The sequence below is a fragment of the Endozoicomonas sp. SCSIO W0465 genome, from assembly GCF_023716865.1.
Lineage (GTDB): Bacteria > Pseudomonadota > Gammaproteobacteria > Pseudomonadales > Endozoicomonadaceae > Endozoicomonas.
The window spans coordinates 4,370,886-4,391,838 of the sequence record NZ_CP092417.1 but is presented as its reverse complement, the minus strand read 5'-3'; the positions used below and the strand labels follow the sequence as shown (position 1 = coordinate 4,391,838).

The following is a 20,953-nucleotide window of genomic DNA, read 5'->3' as shown; positions in this document are numbered from 1 at the left end:
TGAATAATCATCGTTTAATTTAACGTGATAAATAAAATGGCTCTTTTCGAATTCCGAACTGCTGAACTATCCTTGGTGGATATAATTAGCCATCGCCAGCATTGACCATGAATATAGGCCGAATCTCAGATCTCATCAGTAATGACACCTGCTTTGAGATGATCCGTGAGAACCGCTGGCCAGATGGCACTGTTCTCTGTCCGCACTGTGATTCTGAGAATGTCAAAAAGAATGGACACGACAATGTGCAGGTAGAGTGCCAGCACTATTACTGTAAGTCCTGTAAGCGCTACTTCGATGACCTGACAAATACGGTTTTCGCAGGACACCACCGACCACTCAAAGTCTGGATTGCCTGTCTCTATTTAATGGGGCTGAACGTCTCCAACAGCCAGATAGCTCAGGAACTTGATCTGTGTGTCAGTGATGCACACCATATGACCACAGTCTTACGAAATGGTGTTGTTGACCGAAAGCCTGAAGTGATTCTTGATGGCGAAGTTGAATTCGACGAGGTCTACATTGTAGCTGGTCACAAGGGACACCCTGAAGCATTAAAAAAATCTGGATCGTCCACCGAGAAAAAGAAGGCTTAAAGGCGCTCCGGGCCGTGGGACTCTTGAAAAAGACAAACCGCCGGTATTGGGAATGATTCAAAGGGGAGGTCAGGTCATTATCAACATGCTGTCGAACGTTAAGAAGGCGACAATCGAACCATTTATCAAGAAACACGTAGCCCCACAGAGCCAGATTTATACCGATGAATACAACATCTATGATGACCTTGAAAGCTGGGGCTTCAGACATAAAACGGTCTGTCACGGCAAAGGTGAGTATGCTCGTGATGATGACAAAGACGGTATTTACGAGGTGCATGTTAATACTATGGAGGGGTTTTGGTCACTTCTACGCTCGTGGCTAAGGCCTCACAGGGGAATATCCCACCTGATTACCACCGACCCTACGTCGTGAGCCAGCTGCTATAATAAACGTCGATAGTCATGTGTTTTGGAGGTAAAACTGATGTGTAAAAACACCATTCAGTTCCAAAAAGGCCTTGGCATTATGCAATTTCTGGCTAATTACGGCAGTGAAGAGCAGTGTGAGAACGCGCTGTCCTCTTGGCGCTGGCCAGATGGCTTCCAATGCCCGAAGTGTGGCTCCCGCAGTTTCTGCAAGCTTCACCGGAAAGCTGAATTCCAGTGCAATTGCTGCCGTTGCCAAACCTCGCTTACCAGTAACACTATCTTTGACTCAACAAAGCTGCCTCTAGCTACCTGGTTTCTGGGTATCTATCTCGTCACCCAGAATAAAGCGGGGATTTCTTGCCTGACGCTTCATCGACAACTTGGCATTTCCTACAATGCCGCATTGCGCATGAAACACAAACTCATGCAGGTCATGATGGAAAGAGATAACAGCTGGCAGTTGAGTGGTTTTGTTCAGATTGATGACGCCTATTGGGGCGGAGAGCGCCACGGAGGCCGCCGGGGCAGAGGCTCAGAGAACAAAGCCCCCTTCGTGGCCGCAGTTCAGACAGATGCTGATAACCACCCTATCTACATGAAGTTCAATGCCGTTGATAACTTCCGGCGAAAAACCATTCAGGAGTGGGCAGAACATGCCCTGAAAAAGGGTGTCCGGGCCGTCAGCGATGGCTTGTCCTGTTTCCGGGGTATTGAAGATGCCGGATGCCAGCACACAGCCATCATTACCGGTGGTGGGCATGCATCCATGGAGAATGAGTTGTTCACCTGGGTAAATACCATGCTGGGAAACGTGAAAACAGCGATTACCGGTACTTACCATAAGCTCGACCCCAAGCATCTGGGCCGTTATCTATCAGAGTTCAACTATCGGTTTAACCGGCGTTTTGATATGCCTTCAATGATCTCAAGGCTAGGTCGGGCTGCAGTCAATACAGCACCGATGCCGGATCGACTTCTCAAACTGCCAGACGTCCAGTGGAAACCGGGTTAGCCATCAACCGATAATTGAAAGTCAGTTGACGTATTAATATCATTATTTCGAATGATGATGTGGGTCTTTGCTTGTTCGGAGCGGTTATGAAACCGAATTTAGTTGATAATCTGGAGAACAAGCCGTCATGATGCCTGCTCCACCGGTAATACTGGAGAGGTTCTATTATTTCTTTACCGGGTTATAGACATAAAGAATGAAAAGCTGCACGTATATTCTTAAATTATCTTTCCCTGTGTCATGACGTACGATCAGTGGTAATCAGGATATCCCAAGAGGCTTTACCCCTTTACCTTGGCTTTTTTGAGTTTTTGCATAATATTGGCCGAAGAGGCAAAAGTCTTCTTCAGCCCTTAGTCAACTTGCTGGTTACATAGCAGTCTGGAATTGGAAAAGAGCCAATAAAATAATATGGCTCTTTTCGGGTTACAGACTGCTCTGCAATGAAAATTGGCCAAAGGCCTTGATATACAATGCCTTCAGGAAACTGCTGGCTAAATATTGCCAAGCCCTGCCACAGGAGGATTCCAGCCTGATTTATGAAATCAGCAGTCTGCAATACGAAAAGAGCCAATAATATTTGTCAGGTTTTGACTGTTTAAAGGGTGAGTTCACTACTGATTTTTCGCCTGGGGGAGGGGTGAAAAATACTCTGGCGATTAAGGTATTTGTTGGTTATTTCTAATAGATATTGATGAAAATATCCTGCCTGCCAGTATGGCATATCACCTCCAGTCTCTTTATAATTGCCCCACCATTTTCATCGGTGATGTTGCGGATTTAGGCTCAGATACGGAATTTCCGATCATGCTTCGGCTAAATATAAGGAACTTAATGTTCTCAAATTTCGACGCGTGTCTGTCTGGATGTCCTTCAGAATTTTGCTGATTTTCAGCGGAGCTTTTTCTGTGTCTGATCGGATTGCCAGACTGCTTTCCGGGGATATAACTGCGCAGCAGTAACCTTGAGAAAGGGTGTGCTACCAGCTTCTGCTGTTTGACTCTGATGCCTCTGGTTTCAGGGTTTTGCCTTGCCCGGCAGGTTTGTACCCCTTTTCAAGTTGTCTACTGACTCGAATGTGCAGTGCTCCCGGCCAGTGCTCTGGTCACCGGGCGCTTTGGCTTGTTGATTTATCAATAGAGAAAAATGTCAAGCTATAGCTTTCTTAATTCGTCAGACAGTTCCAGATCACCGGAGAGACGGGTTACTCCTGACCTCAACTTGATTGATTAGGCGAAAGGTATGATCAAAATCAAACAGGGGCTGGATCTCCCGATCTCAGGATCGCCTGAACAAAGTATATCGGAAGGTAGAGCAGCACGCTCTGTCGCCGTGATTGGCTTTGATTACGTAGGTATGAAGCCTACGATGGCGGTTGCTGTGGGAGATCGAGTTAAAAAAGGGCAACTGCTCTTTACCGATAAGAAAACACCGGGTATCCGGTACACAGCACTGGCTGGCGGTACAGTTTCAGCAATTAATCGTGGTGAAAAACGGGTTTTGCAATCCGTTGTGATTGATATTGAGTCCGATAACAGTGGCCAGGAAGAAGAAGAAACCTTCACTGCCTACCAGCCTGAAGAGCTGGCGGGTCTGACCGCTGATCAGGTTGAAGCGCAGCTGAATGAATCCGGTCTCTGGACTGCTCTGCGCACCCGTCCGTTCAGTAAGGTGCCCGCATTGGGAACCCGCCCGGCGTCAGTTTTTGTCACAGCGATTGATACTCATCCGCTGGCTGCAAATCCAGAGGTGGTGATCAGTGAGCAAGCCGAAGCGTTTGAACAGGGTATTAATATCCTGGGTAAACTCAGTGGCGGCAAAATTTTCCTGTGTAAAGCACCAGGAGCCAACATTCCTGCAGGCATTGCCAACAGTGAAGAGTTTGCTGGTCCTCATCCTGCAGGCCTGCCAAGTACCCACATTCATTTCCTGGATCCGGTTTCTGCCACCAAAACGGTTTGGCAGGTGAGTTACCAGGATGTGATTGCCGTCGGCAAGCTGTTCACTACCGGCAAGCTTTTCACCGATCGTGTTGTTGCCCTGGCAGGGCCTCAGGTTGACAAGCCTCGGCTGGTTCGTACCCGTCTGGGTGCCTCCACCGATGAAATCACGGCTGGTGAACTGAAGCCTGCGATCAATCGTATAATTTCTGGGTCGGTATTTGGTGGTCGCACTGCCTGTGGATCATTCGCATACCTTGGACGTTACCATAATCAGGTTTCCGTTCTGGAAGAGAGCGATGAACGTCTGTTCCTGGGCTGGGTTAACCCAACAGTGGACCGATTTTCCATACTGCGGGTAATGACCTCTGGCCTCAGCAAGAGCCGTCTGTTCAACTTCACCACAACGACTAACGGTGGTGAGCGTGCAATGGTTCCGGTCGGTAATTATGAGCGGATGATGCCCCTGGACATTCTGGCGACTCAGCTGCTCCGTGCCATTATTGTTGGCGATACCGATACTGCTCAGAAACTGGGTGCGCTTGAACTGGAAGAAGAAGACCTGGCTCTGTGCACATTTGTCTGCGCGGGTAAATATGAGTACGGCCCCTTGCTGCGTGACAACCTGACCCGTATTGAGCTGGAGGGGTAATCAGTGAAGCCATTAAGAAATCTCCTTGACTCGATGGAGCCCCATTTCGTCAAGGGCGGTAAATACGAAAAGTTCTATGCGCTGTATGAAGCAGCGGACACACTGTTCTATACACCGCTGGATAAAACCCATAACACCAGCCACGTTCGTGATGCCGTTGATCTGAAGCGAATGATGGGGCTGGTCTGGTTATGTACTTTTCCGGCCATGTTTTTCGGTATGTGGAACGTGGGTTATCAGGCGAACACGGCCATTGCCAATGGTTTGGGTACCCTCCCGACTGACTGGCACGGAATGCTGATTGCCATGCTGGCCGGTAACGATCCTGCCAGTATTCTGGATAACATCATCTATGGTGCCGTTTACTTCCTGCCCATCTACGCTGTGACCTTCTTTGTCGGTGGTTTCTGGGAAGTGCTGTTTGCCATCATCCGCAAGCATGAAGTGAATGAGGGTTTCTTCGTTACCTCGGTGCTGTTTGCCCTGATTGTTCCGCCATCCATCCCGCTGTGGCAGGTGGCTCTGGGTATTTCCTTCGGTGTGGTTATCGGTAAGGAAGTATTTGGTGGTACCGGCAAGAACTTCCTGAACCCGGCTCTTACTGGCCGTGCGTTCCTGTTCTTCGCTTATCCGGCGCAGATTTCCGGTGACCTGGTGTGGACGGCAGTTGACGGCTTCTCCGGTGCCACCATGTTGAGCGTTGCCCAGCAGGGCGGTATGGAAGCGCTGCAACAGTCCATCAGCTGGATGCAGGCGTTTGTTGGGGTGATGCAGGGATCTGTTGGTGAGACCTCCACACTGGCCATCTTCATCGGCGGTGCAATTCTGCTGTTCTCCGGCATTGCTTCCTGGAGAATTGTAGCCGGTACCATGATTGGTATGATTGCCCTGTCTACACTGTTCAACGTGATCGGTTCTGACACCAATTACATGTTCCAGGTGCCATGGTATTGGCATATGGTACTGGGTGGATTTGCCTTTGGTCTGATCTTTATGACCACGGATCCGGTATCCGCCTCCATGACCAACAACGGTCGCTGGTTCTACGGTGCACTGATTGGTTTCATGGTTGTCCTGATTCGAGTGGTGAACCCTGCGTATCCCGAAGGGATGATGCTGGCCATTCTGTTTGCCAACCTGTTTGCGCCGTTGATTGACCACTTTGTGGTAGAGGCCAATATCAAGCGTCGGGAGGCTCGGGCCTGATGGGAAACGATACGATTAAAAAGACGCTGCTGGTCACCGTGGTCCTGTCACTGATCTGCTCGGTGCTGGTATCCATGGCGGCAGTATTCCTGAAGCCGGTTCAGGATCAGAATATCAAGCTGGACGTTCAGCGAAACATTCTGGATATCGCCGGTCTGAGCAGTGATGCCAGGGCTTTGAATGCCTCTGAAGTTGCCGAGCTTTACAAGCAGATCCAGCCACGTCTGGTTGACCTGAAAACCGGTAAGTTTGTTGACGAAGCCAATGGCCAGACGGTTGACCAGTACGATCAGCGCACTGCAGCAAAAGATACCAAGGCATCCAGAGCCCTGGGCAGTGCTGATATCGCCGGTATTTCCCGTCAGGCTGATGTTGCCAAGGTTTATCTGGTTGAAGAAAATGGCGAAATGCAGACCTTGATCCTGCCTGTTCACGGCCGTGGCCTGTGGTCTACCATGTATGGCTTCCTGGCGCTGGAAAACAACCTGAACACCGTGAAAGGTTTTGGTTTCTTTGAGCAGGCGGAAACGCCCGGACTGGGTGGAGAAGTCAGCAATCCGGTATGGAAATCCCGCTGGGTTGGCAAGGAAATTTACGGTGTTGATGGCCAGGTGGCCCTGCACGTTATCAAAGGTGGCGTTGATCCAACCAGCCCGGGTGCCGTAAACCAGATTGATGGTCTGGCTGGAGCAACGTTGACGGCCAATGGGGTCAGTAATCTGATCAAGTTTTGGTTGTCTGATGCCGGCTTTAAACTGTTTCTGAATAATTTGCAAGCGGGGAATGCCTAATGTCTGTGAAGACCAAAGAGATCCTGCTGGAACCGGTTGTCAAGAATAACCCCATTACCCTGCAGATTCTCGGTATCTGTTCGGCACTGGCGGTAACGACCAGCATGCAGGTCAGCCTGGTAATGGCACTGGCGGTCATTGGTGTAACCGCCTGCTCCAACCTGGCGGTTGCCCTGATCCGTAACCAGATTCCCAACAGTATTCGTATTATCTGCCAGATGACGGTGATTGCCTCGCTGGTAATCGTGGTTGACCAGATCCTGAAAGCTTACGCTTACGACATCTCCAAGCAGCTGTCGGTATTCGTTGGCCTGATCATTACCAACTGTATCGTCATGGGTCGTGCGGAAGCCTTCGCTATGAAAAACGGTCCCATGTTGTCAGCCCTGGACGGTTTCGGTAACGGTCTGGGCTACGGCTGTGTATTGATGATTGTTGCTTTCTTCCGTGAACTCTTTGGTGCGGGCAACCTGTTTGGTGTGGAAATCTTCGCCACCGTAAACAACGGTGGCTGGTACGTTCCCAATGGTCTGATGCTGCTGGCTCCGAGTGCCTTCTTCCTGATCGGTCTGCTGATCTGGGCGATTCGCAGCTGGAAGACAGACCAGGTTGAAGCGGTGGAATTCAAGATTGCACCTAACACCCAATTCAGTGAGGCGCACTAAGTCATGGAACATTTTATTTCGCTATTTGTGAAAGCAGTGTTCGTGGAAAACATGGCGCTGGCTTTCTTCCTGGGGATGTGTACTTTCCTGGCGGTATCCAAGCAGGTGAAAACCGCACTGGGTCTGGGGGTTGCGGTGGTTGCCGTACTGACCATTACCGTGCCCATTAACAACATCATTTACCAGAACATCCTGAAAGACGGTGCCTTGGTTCCCGGTGTTGACCTGAGCTTTCTGGGCCTGATTACCTACATCGGGGTTATTGCCGCCCTGGTACAGATTCTGGAAATGTTTCTGGATAAGTTTGTACCCGCTCTTTACAACGCGCTGGGCGTATTTTTGCCACTGATCACCGTAAACTGTGCCATTATGGGTGCGTCACTGTTCATGGTTCAGCGTGACTACAATCTTGGTGAGTCCGTGGTTTATGGTTTCGGTGCTGGTGTGGGCTGGGCTCTGGCCATTGCTGCATTGGCGGGCATTCGTGAAAAGCTCAAGTACAGCGATGTACCTGCAGGACTCAGAGGTCTGGGCATTACCTTCATCACCGTTGGTTTGATGTCCCTGGGCTTCCTGTCGTTCTCTGGCGTTCAGCTGTAAGGGGGATTGGGACGATATGGATTTAAATATTATCTATGGCGTTGCCATGTTCACCATTATCGTACTGGCGCTGGTGTTGGTCATCCTCGCCGCCCGTTCGAAACTGGTCAGTATGGGTGACGTGACCATCGGGATTAACGAAGATCCTGAGAAGGCTGTAACAACGGCTGCCGGCGGCAAGCTGCTCAACACCTTGTCCAGTGCCGGTGTATTCCTGCCATCTGCCTGTGGCGGTGGTGGTACCTGTGCGCAGTGTAAGTGTAAGGTGTTGTCTGGTGGTGGCGAAATGCTGCCAACCGAGCGCTCCCACTTCACCAAGCGTGAAGAGAAGGAAGGCTGGCGTCTCTCCTGTCAGGTGGCGGTTAAGCAGGACATGGAAATTGAGGTTGAAGAAGAACTCTTCGGTGTCAAGAAGTGGGAGTGCGAAGTTGTTTCCAATGACAACGTAGCGACCTTCATTAAGGAGCTGGTTCTGAAACTGCCAGAAGGCGAAGACGTTAACTTCCGTGCCGGTGGTTACGTTCAGCTGGAATGTCCTCCTCATACTGTTGAATACAAAAATTTTGATGTGGCTGAAGAGTACCGTGGTGACTGGGACAAGTTTAACCAGTGGCAGTACGTTTCCAGGGTGGATGAAGAAACCATCCGCGCTTACTCCATGGCCAACTATCCGGAAGAGAAAGGTCTGCTGAAGTTTAATATCCGTATTGCTTCACCACCTCCGGGTACAGACTTCCCTCCCGGCAAGATGTCTTCCTTCGTCTTTAACCTGAAGCCCGGTGACAAGATGACCGTGTACGGGCCTTTTGGTGAGTTCTTTGCCAAAGAGACGGACAACGAGATGGTCTTTGTCGGTGGTGGTGCGGGTATGGCGCCCATGCGCTCGCACATCTTTGACCAGCTGAAGCGCCTGTCTTCCACGCGGAAGATCTCTTTCTGGTACGGAGCCCGCTCCCTGCGTGAAGCGTTCTATGTGGATGAGTTCGACAAGCTGGCCGAAGAGAATGAAAATTTCAGCTGGCATCTGGCGCTGTCCGATCCGTTGCCAGAAGATAACTGGACCGGCTACACCGGCTTTATCCACCAGGTTCTGTTTGATAACTATCTGAAGGATCACCCGGCGCCGGAAGACTGCGAGTTCTACATGTGTGGACCACCCATGATGAATGCTGCAGTCATCAAGATGCTGGAAGACCAGGGCGTAGAGCCTGAGAACATCCTGCTGGATGATTTTGGTGGCTGATTCTCTGGATTAGCAATGTGGTAAAAAACATTGTGGTAAAAAAGCCGGTTCATTGTCACCGGCTTTTTTTTGCAATTCTACGGTCTACTGCCGGTGCTTCTCGTCTAATCTCTGCTGGTGTTCTTTAGTTAATTTCTGATAAATCGTCTGTTGCATCGCTTTATTATTGACTAATCCTGCAAGGCGATAGTCGTTTATTCTAATGAAGGCTCCGGCTTTGATCAGCGACTCAAAGGCTGTCTGGTTTTGGTATAAAACAGCCAGTGTTATCGGCCTCATTCCCTTACCATCGCTCCTTTTTAAACATTTACAATAGTTGTCACGTTCAGAGGTTGCGGAAAATTTCGTCTCAAGTAGTTTTATGGATTCTGTAAGATCAACGACAGCTTCATCAACCAATGGTTTTTTCCCTTTTTTGTTAACGCGATACCGAGAGATGATATCTTCTGCAGACGTTCCCGCGATAATGGCTGTTGCCAACGGGTTATTAATTTCTGTGGCCTGAGCCTCCTGACTGTGTGAAGCACCAGAGGTACAGAGGAGTTGTTGTGATGGGGGAAATATGATTAATTCTCTAATTTCTTTTATTGCAGCAAGCTTTTGATCATTTCTGGTTGCTCTGGCCCCGGCATTAATAAGTAGTTGTGCAGTCCGTGGTTTTTTGCAAAAGATGGCTAAAGTTAGAGGTCTCATGCCTGAACTATCCTCACTTTTAAAGTGGGAATAATATTCCACAAACTCTGATCTCAGCTGGTTTTGGTCATTGCAGAACAGTTCTATTGATTGCTCCCCGGTAAAAACCGGTTGGTTAATCTTTCCCCTGTTTTGGCCGTCAATCAATACACTGACAACTTCTGAGGTGTAGTGCATAATGGCGTGGGCAAAAGGAGGTATCTTACCTCTGTCAATATGTGCTCCAGCTTGTACCAGAGTTTTGACTAGCTCCATGTCCACACTGATTCCACTTCTATAGGCTTCGAAACATGCCATTATTGGAGTTTCTTCCTCGTAAGCCAGATGAATATCGGTTCCAGGGTGCTTTGCTAATACCGTGGCTACCCGGTAGTGTCCATATTGTATGGTGGCCAGCAGCATAGAGAGGCCATTGTACACGGTGACATTGGTATCCGCACCATGCTTCAGTAACGGTTGGACAACATCTAAATGGCCATTAACAGCGGCAAAATACAGGGCTGTGTGTCCATTAGATCCCTTGGCATCCACGTCGGCACCATATTTCAGCAGTGCTTTGACATTGTCTGCTGTTCCTCTGCTGGCGCAGTCCCTGAGCGGGGAGATGTCTTTCGTAACACTGCCATTGATTACTCGATGAAAGTCATCCGGGGAGCGATTTTCCCTGAGTTTTTCTAATATCCGGATGAATGTTTCAGAGCTATTGGTTTGCCGGGCTGCGCGGTAAAGATCGCTGGGGACAACATTGATATGCCTGCTAAGGAGTAAGTCAGCTATCTCCAGATGCCCCTTGTCCAGTGCAATGGCTAGTGCATCTGTTTCAATCTTACAGCGAGGAATAATGGCGTTGGGGTGATAATCCAATAGCAAACGAACCACCTCAAGCTGCTTGCTTTCAGTGGCAATCACAATCAGGGGTACCTCTTCACTATGGGTATTTGAGCAGTAGCAACGGGTAATGTCGTCAGGACTTTTAGCATAGTGCGATCTGATAAAATCAACGTTGCCATAGCGACAGGCGGCTACCAGGGGAACTTCGGTCTCAGAGTTATTTATTAGGGGTATGGTTGAGACAGTGTCTACTTTGCGTACGCATAAAGGGCATGTTTTTTTAATGTTGAGCCATTCTAAAATGGTAACTATTCAGCACTGAGCAAAGGCATATTACAGTAATTCCGAACAGCTCTATGAAGTGATTGATATATGTCCATTCCCTGTTTTCTGGCAGACGACAAATAGCTGCGAATCCGTGCAAACATAGAACCACCGTCTGCACTCCTGAAGCAGCCTGAGATTTTCTGCTTTAACTTGGCCATTCGAACATCCCGTTCACTGCCATTGTTATCGAAGGGAATGGTAAAATCTGACATGAAGCGCAGTGTCTCAGCCTTGAACTCAGTGAGTCGTTTGAAGAGATTGTAAGCTTTAGTATTCTTGACTTTCTTGCGCTTAAGCTCCTCTCGTTGCTTCTCCATATAGACGACTTCTTTCATTAGAGCCCGCTGAAGCAACCGGTCATAAATCTTCTCGATTCGTTCACAGACAACACTTGGCATCTGTAGCATACCTATGGTCTTAAAGCCCTTGCAGTAATGCCAGGAAAGCCTCAGTAGCTTCATCAATCGCAACGCCAGTTGATTGCTGTCCCTATCAACAACACCCAAAAGCTCCCTCAGGTGATGGGCATTGCAAAGTACGTGAGTTGCCGCATATGCAAAATAGGATTTCCAATGATCATGAACCAGAACGCCTGCAAATGTTAGCAGTATGCCCATCGTGTCCATGGCCTCACGACCTCGCTTTTCAGACAAGTAGTAGAGCGTCCATTGTTCATCCCGCATAACGTGTAGCCAGTGCAAAGAGCCCTCGGCCCGCATACCCGTTTCATCGGCTCCGGCAACAGACGATTCCCGCAAGGCGTCACGAATAACCTCTTCAGTAGAAGCCAGATTTTCATAGGTTCTGGCCACAAAATTGGCGACAGAGCCTGCACTTACACTCATTTTATAGAGAGTATTAAAATACTCTGACACGCGCTTAAAAGGCAGGAAATGGTATTGGTTAAGATAGACGGCCATAGCCTGTGTGGCTGAGCCATATTGTGCGGCAGCGGTAACACCTTCCGGGAATTCAGCCTGATTCCGACAACCACAAGTGCAGATTTTTACTTCAGCTCTATGGGCCGTTACTTCAAATTCACCCGGTCTCCCTGGTTCAAACACCTGTCGTTCAATATATTTGACCGGCTCACTATCAAGAAGAGACGCCTGACATTTATTGCATTCTTTAACCGGAAGGTACTCAATATAGTCAGGGATATCGACCTGTTTAAGACAAGTGCCCTGATGCCCTTTCTTTCCACCGGCTTTATTACCAGAAGACTGTCTCAGACTTTTAGGATTGGGTTTTTCATCCGATGGATCGGTACCTTTATCTGCGGAAAGGTCGTCAGAATGATCTGGAGAATTACTGTTTTTACAAGGTTTTTGATAACCATCAGACGATGGCGGCTTGCTGCTGTTTTGACTGTTCTTGCCAACCTTTTCTTCCAATTCTCGACATCGCTCTTCCAGACAGGCAACTCTCATCCGCAGCTCTGCATTCTCTTTCAAGAGAATCTCAGCCGACATAGTTGCGGGTAGTTCTGGAATCATGCTGGCGAATATTGTGGAAAAATGGTGCTTAAGAGGATGGTATAAAAATCAGAAAATTCCAGATTTATGTGGGGGTGCTGAACAGTTACCTAAAATGCAAGCTGTGTGATAGATATGCTGACATTCGGTCTTCGATACAAAAGGGGTCTCCGAGGATAAAAACGGAGAAAAACAAATTCGGCAATCCTTTCCTTCCCTGGGAATTCCATAATCTGGCTGAGGATTGGTCGGTATCTTGTTGATTGGGTGCATTGGACTCTCCTGTCAAGCGCATTCATTTTTGGTTTTTTGAGCAGACCTGCCCCAAGACTGTTGCTTGTCAGGACGCCTGACACATCAGGCACGCAGCGATAAATCAACAGTGCATGGTATTATTGGCAACTTAATTATGCTCATCACGGTTGTATCCTTCTTATGTGTTAATTAGACACGAAAGAATTAAAAAAGTTCTCTTTAATGGGATTTAAAGCAGTAATTATTGTCATAAGATGCTTGTTTTGATGTGGCAAATGTGCGGGAAACCATCCAACAGGAGTAACATAACATGGGTTTTACCACCGTTTTAGTGACCGGAGCGACCTCCGGCTTTGGTTTGGCCAGTGCCAGACTGTTTGCAGAACATGGCTATTCACTGATCATCACCGGTCGCCGCAGTGAACGGCTTAAGGCATTGGCTGAAGAGTTGTCTGTCAAAGTGCCGGTTCATTGTGTCACGCTCGATGTCCGTGATGCCCGGGCCGTATCTGATATGGTTGATGCATTGCCCGAAAGCTTTCGGAATATTGAAGTTCTGGTCAATAATGCCGGGCTTGCGCTGGGAGCGGGTCCTGCCTGGGAAGCCAGTCTGGAAGACTGGCATACCATGATCGATACCAATGTGACCGGCCTGGTGAATGTGACCCATAAATTATTGCCTATTCTCCGTGCGCAACCGAAAGCTGCCATTATTAACCTGGCTTCGGTCGCGGCCAACTGGGCCTATCCGGGTAGCCATGTCTATGGTGGCAGCAAGGCTTTTGTGGCTCAGTTTTCCCGGAACCTGCGCTGTGATCTTGCCGGTAGTGGCGTTCGGGTGACCAGTCTTGAGCCCGGAATGTGTGAAACCGAGTTTTCACTGGTGCGTTTCAAGGGAGATCAGGCGAAAAGTGACAGCATTTATCAAGGGGTTAATCCGCTTCGTCCGGAAGACATAGCCGATATTATTCTCTGGATTGCCCAGCAGCCAGCGCATATCAATATTAACAGTCTTGAAGTGATGCCAACTTCTCAGGCGTGGGATAATTTCAAAGTGGTTCGAACAGCCGACTGACGGGATGTTTTGTTGAACCAGAGAGATCACCAAGGGTAAAAAGGATAAGACAGGATCTTCGTGGTTTTTGCGATCTCTCTGGTGCAGTTGGAATAAATTCCAGGTCTTATGGTCATGCTTCTTTACCCCAGAGCTGTACATTTGTTCGAAATCGATATTATAAAAAATTATTGAATGACAGAACTGAGGTACCCAAGGCAATTTTCAATGTTTTCAGGGCATCATCATCGGATGTAACCGTCTTCAGTTGTCCAAGCAGGTGCATCATGGCTTCCTGGGTGGTAGGGTGGGGCGAACGGGACATCAGGTTATCAATGAACATTCTGACGACATTCCGGAAATCGGGGTCACTGTTTAATGCCGTTTCCCAGGATGCGATAAACGACCGGTTGCTGCCTAAATCAAGAGGCTCTTGTAGGATTTCAGACTGCTACTGGGTTGAACATTGCTGAAGCCCTTTATCTACAAAGGTTGTCAGCATATTGTCCGGTAATGTTGCTCAATCCTTGTTTTTCGTGACCTACAGTCAGTTTTCACTGTAGAGCAGTTCGTAATCAAAATAGAGCCAATCAAGATTACGGGCAACGATTGGCATCACGTTACCCTCAAGGGCGCTGACAAAATGCATTCTGCTCGGGTAGTAACGCTGCAGTGTTGATTTACTGATGTCCAGCTCTCTGGACAGGCGGTCATAGGTGATCGCCTCCCAGCTTTCTGTCATGAAAATATTCAGAATAACTGCGTCGTACGATTGTTGACGGCGGGCTCGTTCTTCACTACTGATTTTAGCCATAGTCTGTTTCTGAGAGCTCTCTCTGACACTGCGTACCGTGTTATAAAAACATTGAGGTTAGTGAAACCACTTAAGGTAGACATTAAGCTCCACCCACTGCACAGAAGCCTAATCTTGTACGCCCTGAACAACCATCCCGTGCAGGGTGTTCTCGTTTCGCATTATTTCCCCAGAAGTCCAGTAGCTTTTTAATGCATGAGACCAATGACTTTCCTGCATTTATCAACGATGAAATCACATTACCAAACAGGTGAGTCCCACTTTTCATCACCTTGTGCGTCGAGATTTCCTCAATGCTCCCACTTTCACAGAGGTTCGCCTGTGCAGCATGGGCAAGGTACCTTTTCAACGTCACAACCACAAAGGACATCAGAATCAGGCTAAACACCAGTGTCGCTGATTTGGTGTTAAAACGATGCCACCCTGAATAGGATTTGATCTCTTTGAAAATCAGCTCTATCTGCCACCGTAGACGATAGGCCTGGAGCACATCACTCAAGGTGAACTCCACCCGGTTCAGGTTGGTCACAACGAAAACCCACTTCTGTTTTTTGTCATTCCAGCGGACAACCAAGCGGAATGGCCAGGCTTTGAATCCCGGCCATTCTACATCCAGGTCGAGGCACTGGTCTTTGGGGAAGCCAGACAGTACATCCTTCAGTTTTTGTCCTTTGTAGCGATTGAGATTCTTGCCATCCTCCCGTACCGCGCTGAGTATCGTCGGGTTGATACTCTGAGGTGCCTTGCAGATAAAAGAACCCTCCCTGTCATCAATAGCGGCAAAGAGTTCCAGCTCAAAATAACCGGCATCCATTAGCATCAGGATATAGGCCATGGATGTTGGCAGTGGTGGCAGACAGTCTCTTTCTGAACGGGTATCTTCAGTCAGCTGCACCCGCACCAGGTTGTTGGTGAGAAGATCCATTGTCGTATGAAGCTCGACGGCAGCAGGACTGACCGTTGAGAACCTGCCGGGAAATGCTTCTTTCAGGGCATCATAGACAGCTTGGTACGCCCGGCATGGGCATGAACTGATGGGGTGAAAGTCCCCTGTGGGAGAACCTACATCTGACTGGCGGTAAAGACGCCTGCTGATGACAACCACTAGCTTAAGGCAAGTGCAGTCCCGCGAGGGGCTGTGCGGAGGCAGTCTGAGTGCAAAGGTGCGAGCCGACGTACAGAAATCGCATATAAGGCTGAGTCTCTGGGCGAGTGAGCCAAGGATCACAAAGCCCTATGGTTCGTGAGACACGGTAAATGCGGCGGTTGTGCACTGAAAGTTCATGTCCTTATCCGGGGAGATCTGTTCAACATGCGATTGGTAATTCCCAGTTCTCAGCCACTGGTTACAACAGGCTCGGCGAACAGGTCTCATCATCCTGTTCGAGCAAACCCGATGGCAACCAATAGCGCCAGCAGAGGTAACTCCGCGTGGTGATTGGACAGAAGTCAGCAGAGGCCATAGTAGCTGTACGACAGAAGCCATTAACGGATGGGAAGTCGTTAGCGAAGGGCCGAACATCGACGACAAAGAGGAGACTGATTCCCTCAAGGCGATGCAGCCGTCCGGCGACTCACCGTACTTGGCGACAGAATCTTTAACCAGCTTTGAACCATGATCTACTAAATTGCGTACTTGAACCGGCTAATCTGGCAAGTGCATGGAAACAGGTCAAAAGCAACAAGGGTGCTCCGGGTATTGATGGAGTCACTATTGAAGCTTATCCAGACTTTGCCAAACAGCATTGGCCTTCAGTGCGTCAAGCCTTATTGGACGGAACCTACCAGCCATCACCCGTGCGCCGACATGTTATAGAAAAGCCGGACGGCGGTGAGCGTTTGCTGGGAATCCCTACCGTGATGGATAGGGTCATACAGCAGGCCATTGTGCAGGTGCTGACCCCTGTCTTTGATCCGGGTTTCTCTCCAAACAGCTTCGGCTACCGACCGGGACGGTCAGCACACGACGGAGTCCGTCAGGTTAAGCAGTTGATCAACCGGGGGCTTCATTACGCTGTTGACGTTGATCTGAGTAAATTCTTTGATACGGTTAATCACGACGTTTTGATGTCGAGGGTCTCCCGTAAGGTCCGCGACAAACGCCTTCTGAAACTGATTGGTAGCTACCTGCGCTCCGGTGTCATGATTGAGGGCAATGTCTACCCGACCAGGGTTGGCATGCCACAGGGTGGGCCTTTATCACCCTTGCTGTCTAATGTGGTCCTCGACGAACTCGACAAGGAGCTTGAATATCGGGGTCATTGCTTTGCAAGATACTGTGATGATTTTGTGATTCTCGTCAAAAGTCAGCGTGCAGGGGATCGGGTGATGCACAGCATTACCCAATTCATTGAACGCAAATTGAAACTGAAGATTAACTCCCGGAAAAGTAAAGTTGTGAAAGCAACAGAAAGCGAATTCCTGAGTTTCACCTTCACAGGGAAGAAAGTTCGCTGGGCCCAGAAGTGTCTGGACCGATTCAAATACCGGATACTCAAGTTGACCAGTCGTCGCTGGGGTGTCTCAATGCAACATCGGTTACGCAAATTGGCACAATATATCCGGGGTTGGATGGGGTATTTCCGGTTATCGGAATATCACCGACCAATTCCCCTGCTGGATCAATGGATACGTCGGCGAATCCGTTGCTGCTTTCTGAAGCAATGGCGCAAGCCGAAAACCCGTTTTAAGAATCTGGTCAGGTTAGGCGTTGATAAAATTAACGCCGCCAAGATCGCAGCCAGCAGCAAAGGGTATTACCGTCTGAGTAAAACCTATGCGGTACAACAGGCACTGAATAACAGTTACCTCGCGAAAATTGGGCTTGTTTCATTGAAAGACTTATGGATCAGGTTTCACCATCATCGTTGAACCGCCCGGTGCGGACCCGCATGCCGGGTGCTGTGGGGAGGGCTGGAGAAAGACCGGCCCTTACCCGATTGACGAACCGTCCTGAATCAGAATGTGCTCAAACTCTGAAAATGGACTGTCTTCATCAAACGCCATGACTTTGCGGGAAAATATTTCCAGACACTGCACCCATAGCCACAGGATAAGAGTAGGCAGCGCGTCCTTTTTAGCTTGATTTGCCCAAGAACGATAAGAGACATTCAGCCCCGTCAACTCGTTAAATTTACGGTGTAGATCCGCCTGGGTATCGCAGTTTCCATCACCAGCGAGGGCATCGATCAGTGAGAGGATAAAATCCAAAGGACGGATATCTCGCTGTCGTATAGTAAAACCAAGCTGTTCCGCCATACTTAGGAGTTCTGACCGGTCGAAACAGGTCAACAGTTTTTTTCAACTAATCTACTATTTGCAGTACTCATCTTGTTCAGCCATTGATAATGGTTTCGAAGCTTTATTGTGGCTGTTCAAGGTGGGTTCTGCCGCCGGAAACGAACCTTTTTTGAGCTTAATGTCTACCCTAAGAGTGAAACCAGCACTCCATACTATTGAGCATACAACACTTGTCAATTGGGTAATGGTTGTTGACCAAATTTGCCGTCCCTATATTTGCATGCTGGTACACAATAATGCCAGTATTTTTTCCCCTTAGCTTTTGGCCACTTCTTCAGCACGGATATCAATTTGCTGCCATCCCAGCTGTTTCAAATAGGGAATTGATGTTCCGAAATAAACGTTTTCAATGCCACACCACGCAATAGCGCTCTGGCGCATTGGGCAGGGCTCTGCTGTGGTGTAGAGCGAGAGAGCTGACCAGTCTCTGGAATGGTGTACCAATGCATATTGATTGATTGCATCAATTTCACCATGAAATATCGGGTTGTCAGCGATACGGTTGAAGCCAGTTGCAACAACATTGCCGGTGGTATTTTCCACAATGATGGTACCAAATGGATACTCAGGCACCTGTTTGGCAATCGTGATAGCTATTTTCATATAATCATCGTGACAGCAGCCTTTCAGGGTTGAATATTGGGATGTTTTCATGTTTTGTGCTGCTGCATTGAATAGTTTGTTCATAAAGAGTAGAAGCCCAAAGGCGGAGAGCGTTCAATTCAGAAAATGGCTGATGCGTGATCTGAAGAGGTAGAAGTTTATAAAACAATGAGCATGAAAAATGCGCGCATGGAATTACTGTATACCAAAATGACTGAAAACAGCTTGACCTATTTTTACGATCATCGGGTTTCTTTCCTCGGGGGTAGCTTGATTCAATTCAGACTCAATGCGGTCAAGGCGTGTAACGGAATCTCCGGTAGATTGCAGAAAGTCAGTCAGTCGCTGTGGTCCACCTATGGCGCTCAGTAGTATATTGGCCGCTGTGTTGTTGATGCCGAACTGTTTTTGTAGCCGTTAGTGGTGGGTTGCGGAATAAGTAAGGAACAGAGAGCCGACCTGCAAGGCAGGCTCCCGATCCATTAAATCAAGACTGGCTTTCGATGATTCTGGCGATATCTGCAGCAGGGCGATAACCCGGAATAACCTGGCCATTTTCCAGCACCATGGCAGGTGTGCCGTTAATGCCCATCTGGATACCCAGATTATAGTGCTCATCAATGACAGCACTGCAGGCTGCCTTATCACCTTTACTATCCACACTGACGGGTTTGCCGGTTTTCAGGTCGGTCAATGCCTGCTTACGGTCTACGGAACACCAGGCATCAGTCATCTTGCCGTGCACCGGGGATTGCTGGCCACCGCGGGGGAAGGCGAGATAACGCAGTTCAATGCCCAGCTCGTTTAACTGGTTAACTTCCCGGTGCAGTTTGCGGCAGTAGCCACAGTCGACATCGGTGAAGGCATAAACCACGCCTTTGGTTTCACCTTTCGGTGCAAAGATCACCATACTTTCCTTTTTCAGAAATTTGAGTAGCCTGGCATTTTGCTGACTTTTAATCGCTTCTGTCAGGTTAACCAGCTGGGTACCACGAACTTCCATCAAATCGCCTTTAATAAAAAACTGGCCGTTTTCGCTGCTGTAGAGAACAAAGCCTCCTTTGAGCATTACCTGGTAGATGCCAGGCATCGGGCTTTTGCTGATCGACTCTATGGGGATGCTGGCATCGAGTTTTTTTAGCTGACTTTCAATAAGGGTTTCGGGACTCTGGACGGTGCCGTCCTTGCCGTCTACCTCTGCATTGACCGTCATAGACCAGCCAGCGCTGGTAGTCATCATGGCCGTTAACAGAAGAGCGGAGAATTTAGACATACTGATTCCTTAATTGATCCACAAAGACAAGCCTGGCTGCCAGCAGGGCAGTATAGCAATGGGGCTCCAGACTTCAGGGGCTATCGGCAAGCCGTTATGGCATTGGAGAGAAGTACCGGATAAAAGCGGCGAAGTTTAACCTTATTTCTCCCTGTTGTATCACTTGAACATTGTTATTAAGTAAAGAGTTCTAAAAAAGTGTATAAACGGATAGCTTATCCCCTGGGATGATGCTCCCGGTGAAGTTCTGACAGTCGATGGTTGGCGATATGGGTATATATCTGTGTGGTGGACAGATCGCTATGGCCAAGCAGCAGCTGGACTACCCGAAGATCTGCCCCATTGTTGAGAAGATGCGTTGCAAATGCATGTCGTAGGACATGGGGAGAAACTTCAGTATTGATACCGGCAACCGTATTGTAGTGCTTGATCCGATGCCAGAATGTCTGTCGGGTCATTGGACGACCCTGGCGACCCGGAAACAGAGTTCGGCTTTCATACTGATTCAACAGATCACCTCTTGCCTGTTTGATATAGTGTTCCAGCCACTCAATGGCACTCTGGCCCATGGGGACCAGCCGCTCCTTTTTGCCTTTACCAATAATGCGGATCACCCCCTGTCGTAAATTAACATTGTCCATATTCAGGTTGACCAGCTCTGAGATTCTGAGGCCACAGGCATACAGGATCTCAAGCATGGCGCGGTCACGCAGGCCAATGGCAGTATGGGCGTCGGGACTGCCCAGCAGAGCATCAACATCGTCTTCTGACAATGTTTTTGGTAACGCCTTACACTGACGGGGCATGTCAATATTAGCCGTAATATCAGCGGGGATCTGCTCTGATTGTAAAAGGTAACGGTAAAAGGCTCTCAGGCTGGAGATCTGCCGGGCAGTTGATCGTGGATGATAACCCTGCTCGTAACGCCAGCCCAGAAAACAGCGAAGATCATCCTCACTGGCTGTAAGCAGGAGATTACCCGTGTTCTGAGTATGCACTTTCAGCCACTCAGAGAATAGCAGCAGATCCCGCTGGTAGGCTTCACGGGTATTTTTGCTGAGGCCTCGTTCAAGCCAGAGGTGTTGTAAAAATGTCTGTGTTTCTGAAGAAGCGGGGCTTGGCATGACAATCGGTAAATCCAATACTGTACGATAGCGGAGATCATATCAGTTCCCTGCAGAGAGGCTAAGGGGGGAAGCCTCCGGCCACAGGAAGTAGATTCAAGATTCACGTAGATCGTAATTTCTCAAA

At 48.7% G+C, this 20,953-nt stretch carries 20 protein-coding genes and 1 pseudogene; 11 read left to right on the top strand and 10 right to left on the bottom strand.

Annotated features, from left to right (window positions below; translation table 11 throughout):
* Positions 1–107 precede the first annotated feature (107 nt).
* The 9 genes from MJO57_RS19765 to nqrF all read left to right on the top strand — a co-directional run bounded on the left by MJO57_RS19765 (position 108) and on the right by nqrF (position 9,077).
* A complete protein-coding gene (locus MJO57_RS19765; protein WP_252018121.1) occupies positions 108–596 on the top strand; it encodes a transposase in 489 nt (162 codons plus the stop codon).
* A complete protein-coding gene (locus tag MJO57_RS19760) occupies positions 565–972 on the top strand; it encodes an IS1595 family transposase (protein ID WP_252027071.1) in 408 nt (135 codons plus the stop codon). The genes MJO57_RS19765 and MJO57_RS19760 overlap by 32 nt, the downstream gene beginning before the upstream one ends.
* A gap of 51 nt (positions 973–1,023) precedes the next feature.
* Positions 1,024–1,980, top strand: a complete 957-nt coding sequence (locus tag MJO57_RS19755) for an IS1595 family transposase (protein WP_252017306.1) — start codon at positions 1,024–1,026, stop codon at positions 1,978–1,980.
* Between the two features lie 1,242 nt (positions 1,981–3,222).
* Positions 3,223–4,572 carry a Na(+)-translocating NADH-quinone reductase subunit A gene (locus MJO57_RS19750; protein WP_252018120.1) on the top strand — a complete coding sequence of 450 codons (1,350 nt, stop codon included), beginning with the start codon at positions 3,223–3,225 and terminating at the stop codon, positions 4,570–4,572.
* Between the two features lie 33 nt (positions 4,573–4,605).
* A complete protein-coding gene (locus MJO57_RS19745; protein ID WP_252027070.1) occupies positions 4,606–5,778 on the top strand; it encodes an NADH:ubiquinone reductase (Na(+)-transporting) subunit B in 1,173 nt (390 codons plus the stop codon).
* Complete coding sequence (locus MJO57_RS19740) at positions 5,778–6,569, top strand: Na(+)-translocating NADH-quinone reductase subunit C (protein WP_252018119.1); 792 nt, start codon at positions 5,778–5,780, stop codon at positions 6,567–6,569. The genes MJO57_RS19745 and MJO57_RS19740 overlap by 1 nt, the downstream gene beginning before the upstream one ends.
* Positions 6,569–7,234 (top strand): NADH:ubiquinone reductase (Na(+)-transporting) subunit D, encoded by a 666-nt coding sequence (locus MJO57_RS19735; RefSeq protein ID WP_252018118.1) that lies wholly within the window; start codon positions 6,569–6,571, stop codon positions 7,232–7,234. The genes MJO57_RS19740 and MJO57_RS19735 overlap by 1 nt, the downstream gene beginning before the upstream one ends.
* A 3-nt stretch (positions 7,235–7,237) precedes the next feature.
* Positions 7,238–7,834: an NADH:ubiquinone reductase (Na(+)-transporting) subunit E gene (gene nqrE / locus MJO57_RS19730; RefSeq protein WP_252018116.1), complete on the top strand. Its 597-nt coding sequence runs from the start codon at positions 7,238–7,240 to the stop codon at positions 7,832–7,834.
* A 16-nt stretch (positions 7,835–7,850) separates the two neighbouring features.
* Positions 7,851–9,077: an NADH:ubiquinone reductase (Na(+)-transporting) subunit F gene (nqrF, locus tag MJO57_RS19725; protein ID WP_252018115.1), complete on the top strand. Its 1,227-nt coding sequence runs from the start codon at positions 7,851–7,853 to the stop codon at positions 9,075–9,077.
* Positions 9,078–9,161: 84 nt separating this feature from the next.
* Here the strand turns inward: nqrF and MJO57_RS19720 are convergent, their stop codons facing one another.
* Both MJO57_RS19720 and MJO57_RS19715 read right to left on the bottom strand, forming a co-directional pair.
* Positions 9,162–10,799: an ankyrin repeat domain-containing protein gene (locus MJO57_RS19720; protein WP_371924894.1), complete on the bottom strand. Its 1,638-nt coding sequence runs from the start codon at positions 10,797–10,799 to the stop codon at positions 9,162–9,164.
* 110 nt (positions 10,800–10,909) lie between these two features.
* Positions 10,910–12,424 (bottom strand): IS66 family transposase, encoded by a 1,515-nt coding sequence (locus tag MJO57_RS19715; RefSeq protein ID WP_252018111.1) that lies wholly within the window; start codon positions 12,422–12,424, stop codon positions 10,910–10,912.
* A gap of 544 nt (positions 12,425–12,968) precedes the next feature.
* On the opposite strand from MJO57_RS19715, the gene MJO57_RS19710 reads away from it, so the two are divergent.
* On the top strand, positions 12,969–13,733 hold the full coding sequence (locus MJO57_RS19710) for an SDR family oxidoreductase (protein ID WP_252018109.1): 765 nt from the start codon (positions 12,969–12,971) through the stop codon (positions 13,731–13,733).
* A 157-nt stretch (positions 13,734–13,890) separates the two neighbouring features.
* Here MJO57_RS19710 and MJO57_RS19705 read toward each other — a convergent pair whose 3' ends face one another.
* The 3 genes from MJO57_RS19705 to MJO57_RS19695 form a co-directional block, all read right to left on the bottom strand.
* Positions 13,891–14,154, bottom strand: coding sequence for a hypothetical protein (locus MJO57_RS19705; RefSeq protein WP_256493358.1), 264 nt, complete (start codon positions 14,152–14,154; stop codon positions 13,891–13,893).
* A gap of 105 nt (positions 14,155–14,259) precedes the next feature.
* The gene (locus MJO57_RS19700) at positions 14,260–14,526 is read right to left on the bottom strand and encodes a TetR/AcrR family transcriptional regulator (protein ID WP_252018107.1); all 267 of its coding nucleotides are present in this window, start codon (positions 14,524–14,526) and stop codon (positions 14,260–14,262) included.
* An 82-nt stretch (positions 14,527–14,608) separates the two neighbouring features.
* Positions 14,609–15,631 carry an IS4 family transposase gene (locus tag MJO57_RS19695; RefSeq protein ID WP_252018105.1) on the bottom strand — a complete coding sequence of 341 codons (1,023 nt, stop codon included), beginning with the start codon at positions 15,629–15,631 and terminating at the stop codon, positions 14,609–14,611.
* A gap of 503 nt (positions 15,632–16,134) precedes the next feature.
* On the opposite strand from MJO57_RS19695, the gene ltrA reads away from it, so the two are divergent.
* On the top strand, positions 16,135–17,397 hold the full coding sequence (gene ltrA, locus MJO57_RS19690) for a group II intron reverse transcriptase/maturase (protein WP_252017357.1): 1,263 nt from the start codon (positions 16,135–16,137) through the stop codon (positions 17,395–17,397).
* A gap of 60 nt (positions 17,398–17,457) precedes the next feature.
* Here ltrA and MJO57_RS19685 read toward each other — a convergent pair whose 3' ends face one another.
* The 5 genes and pseudogenes from MJO57_RS19685 to xerD all read right to left on the bottom strand — a co-directional run bounded on the left by MJO57_RS19685 (position 17,458) and on the right by xerD (position 20,826).
* The gene (locus MJO57_RS19685; protein WP_252018103.1) at positions 17,458–17,784 is read right to left on the bottom strand and encodes a hypothetical protein; all 327 of its coding nucleotides are present in this window, start codon (positions 17,782–17,784) and stop codon (positions 17,458–17,460) included.
* Between the two features lie 297 nt (positions 17,785–18,081).
* Positions 18,082–18,513: a nucleoside deaminase gene (locus MJO57_RS19680; protein WP_252018101.1), complete on the bottom strand. Its 432-nt coding sequence runs from the start codon at positions 18,511–18,513 to the stop codon at positions 18,082–18,084.
* A 177-nt stretch (positions 18,514–18,690) separates the two neighbouring features.
* Positions 18,691–18,822, bottom strand: a pseudogene (locus tag MJO57_RS19675) (class A beta-lactamase LEN-27); the annotation flags it as partial.
* A 94-nt stretch (positions 18,823–18,916) separates the two neighbouring features.
* The gene (locus tag MJO57_RS19670; protein WP_252018099.1) at positions 18,917–19,702 is read right to left on the bottom strand and encodes a thioredoxin fold domain-containing protein; all 786 of its coding nucleotides are present in this window, start codon (positions 19,700–19,702) and stop codon (positions 18,917–18,919) included.
* Between the two features lie 215 nt (positions 19,703–19,917).
* Positions 19,918–20,826, bottom strand: coding sequence for a site-specific tyrosine recombinase XerD (gene xerD, locus MJO57_RS19665; protein ID WP_252018097.1), 909 nt, complete (start codon positions 20,824–20,826; stop codon positions 19,918–19,920).
* Positions 20,827–20,953: the final 127 nt, after the last annotated feature.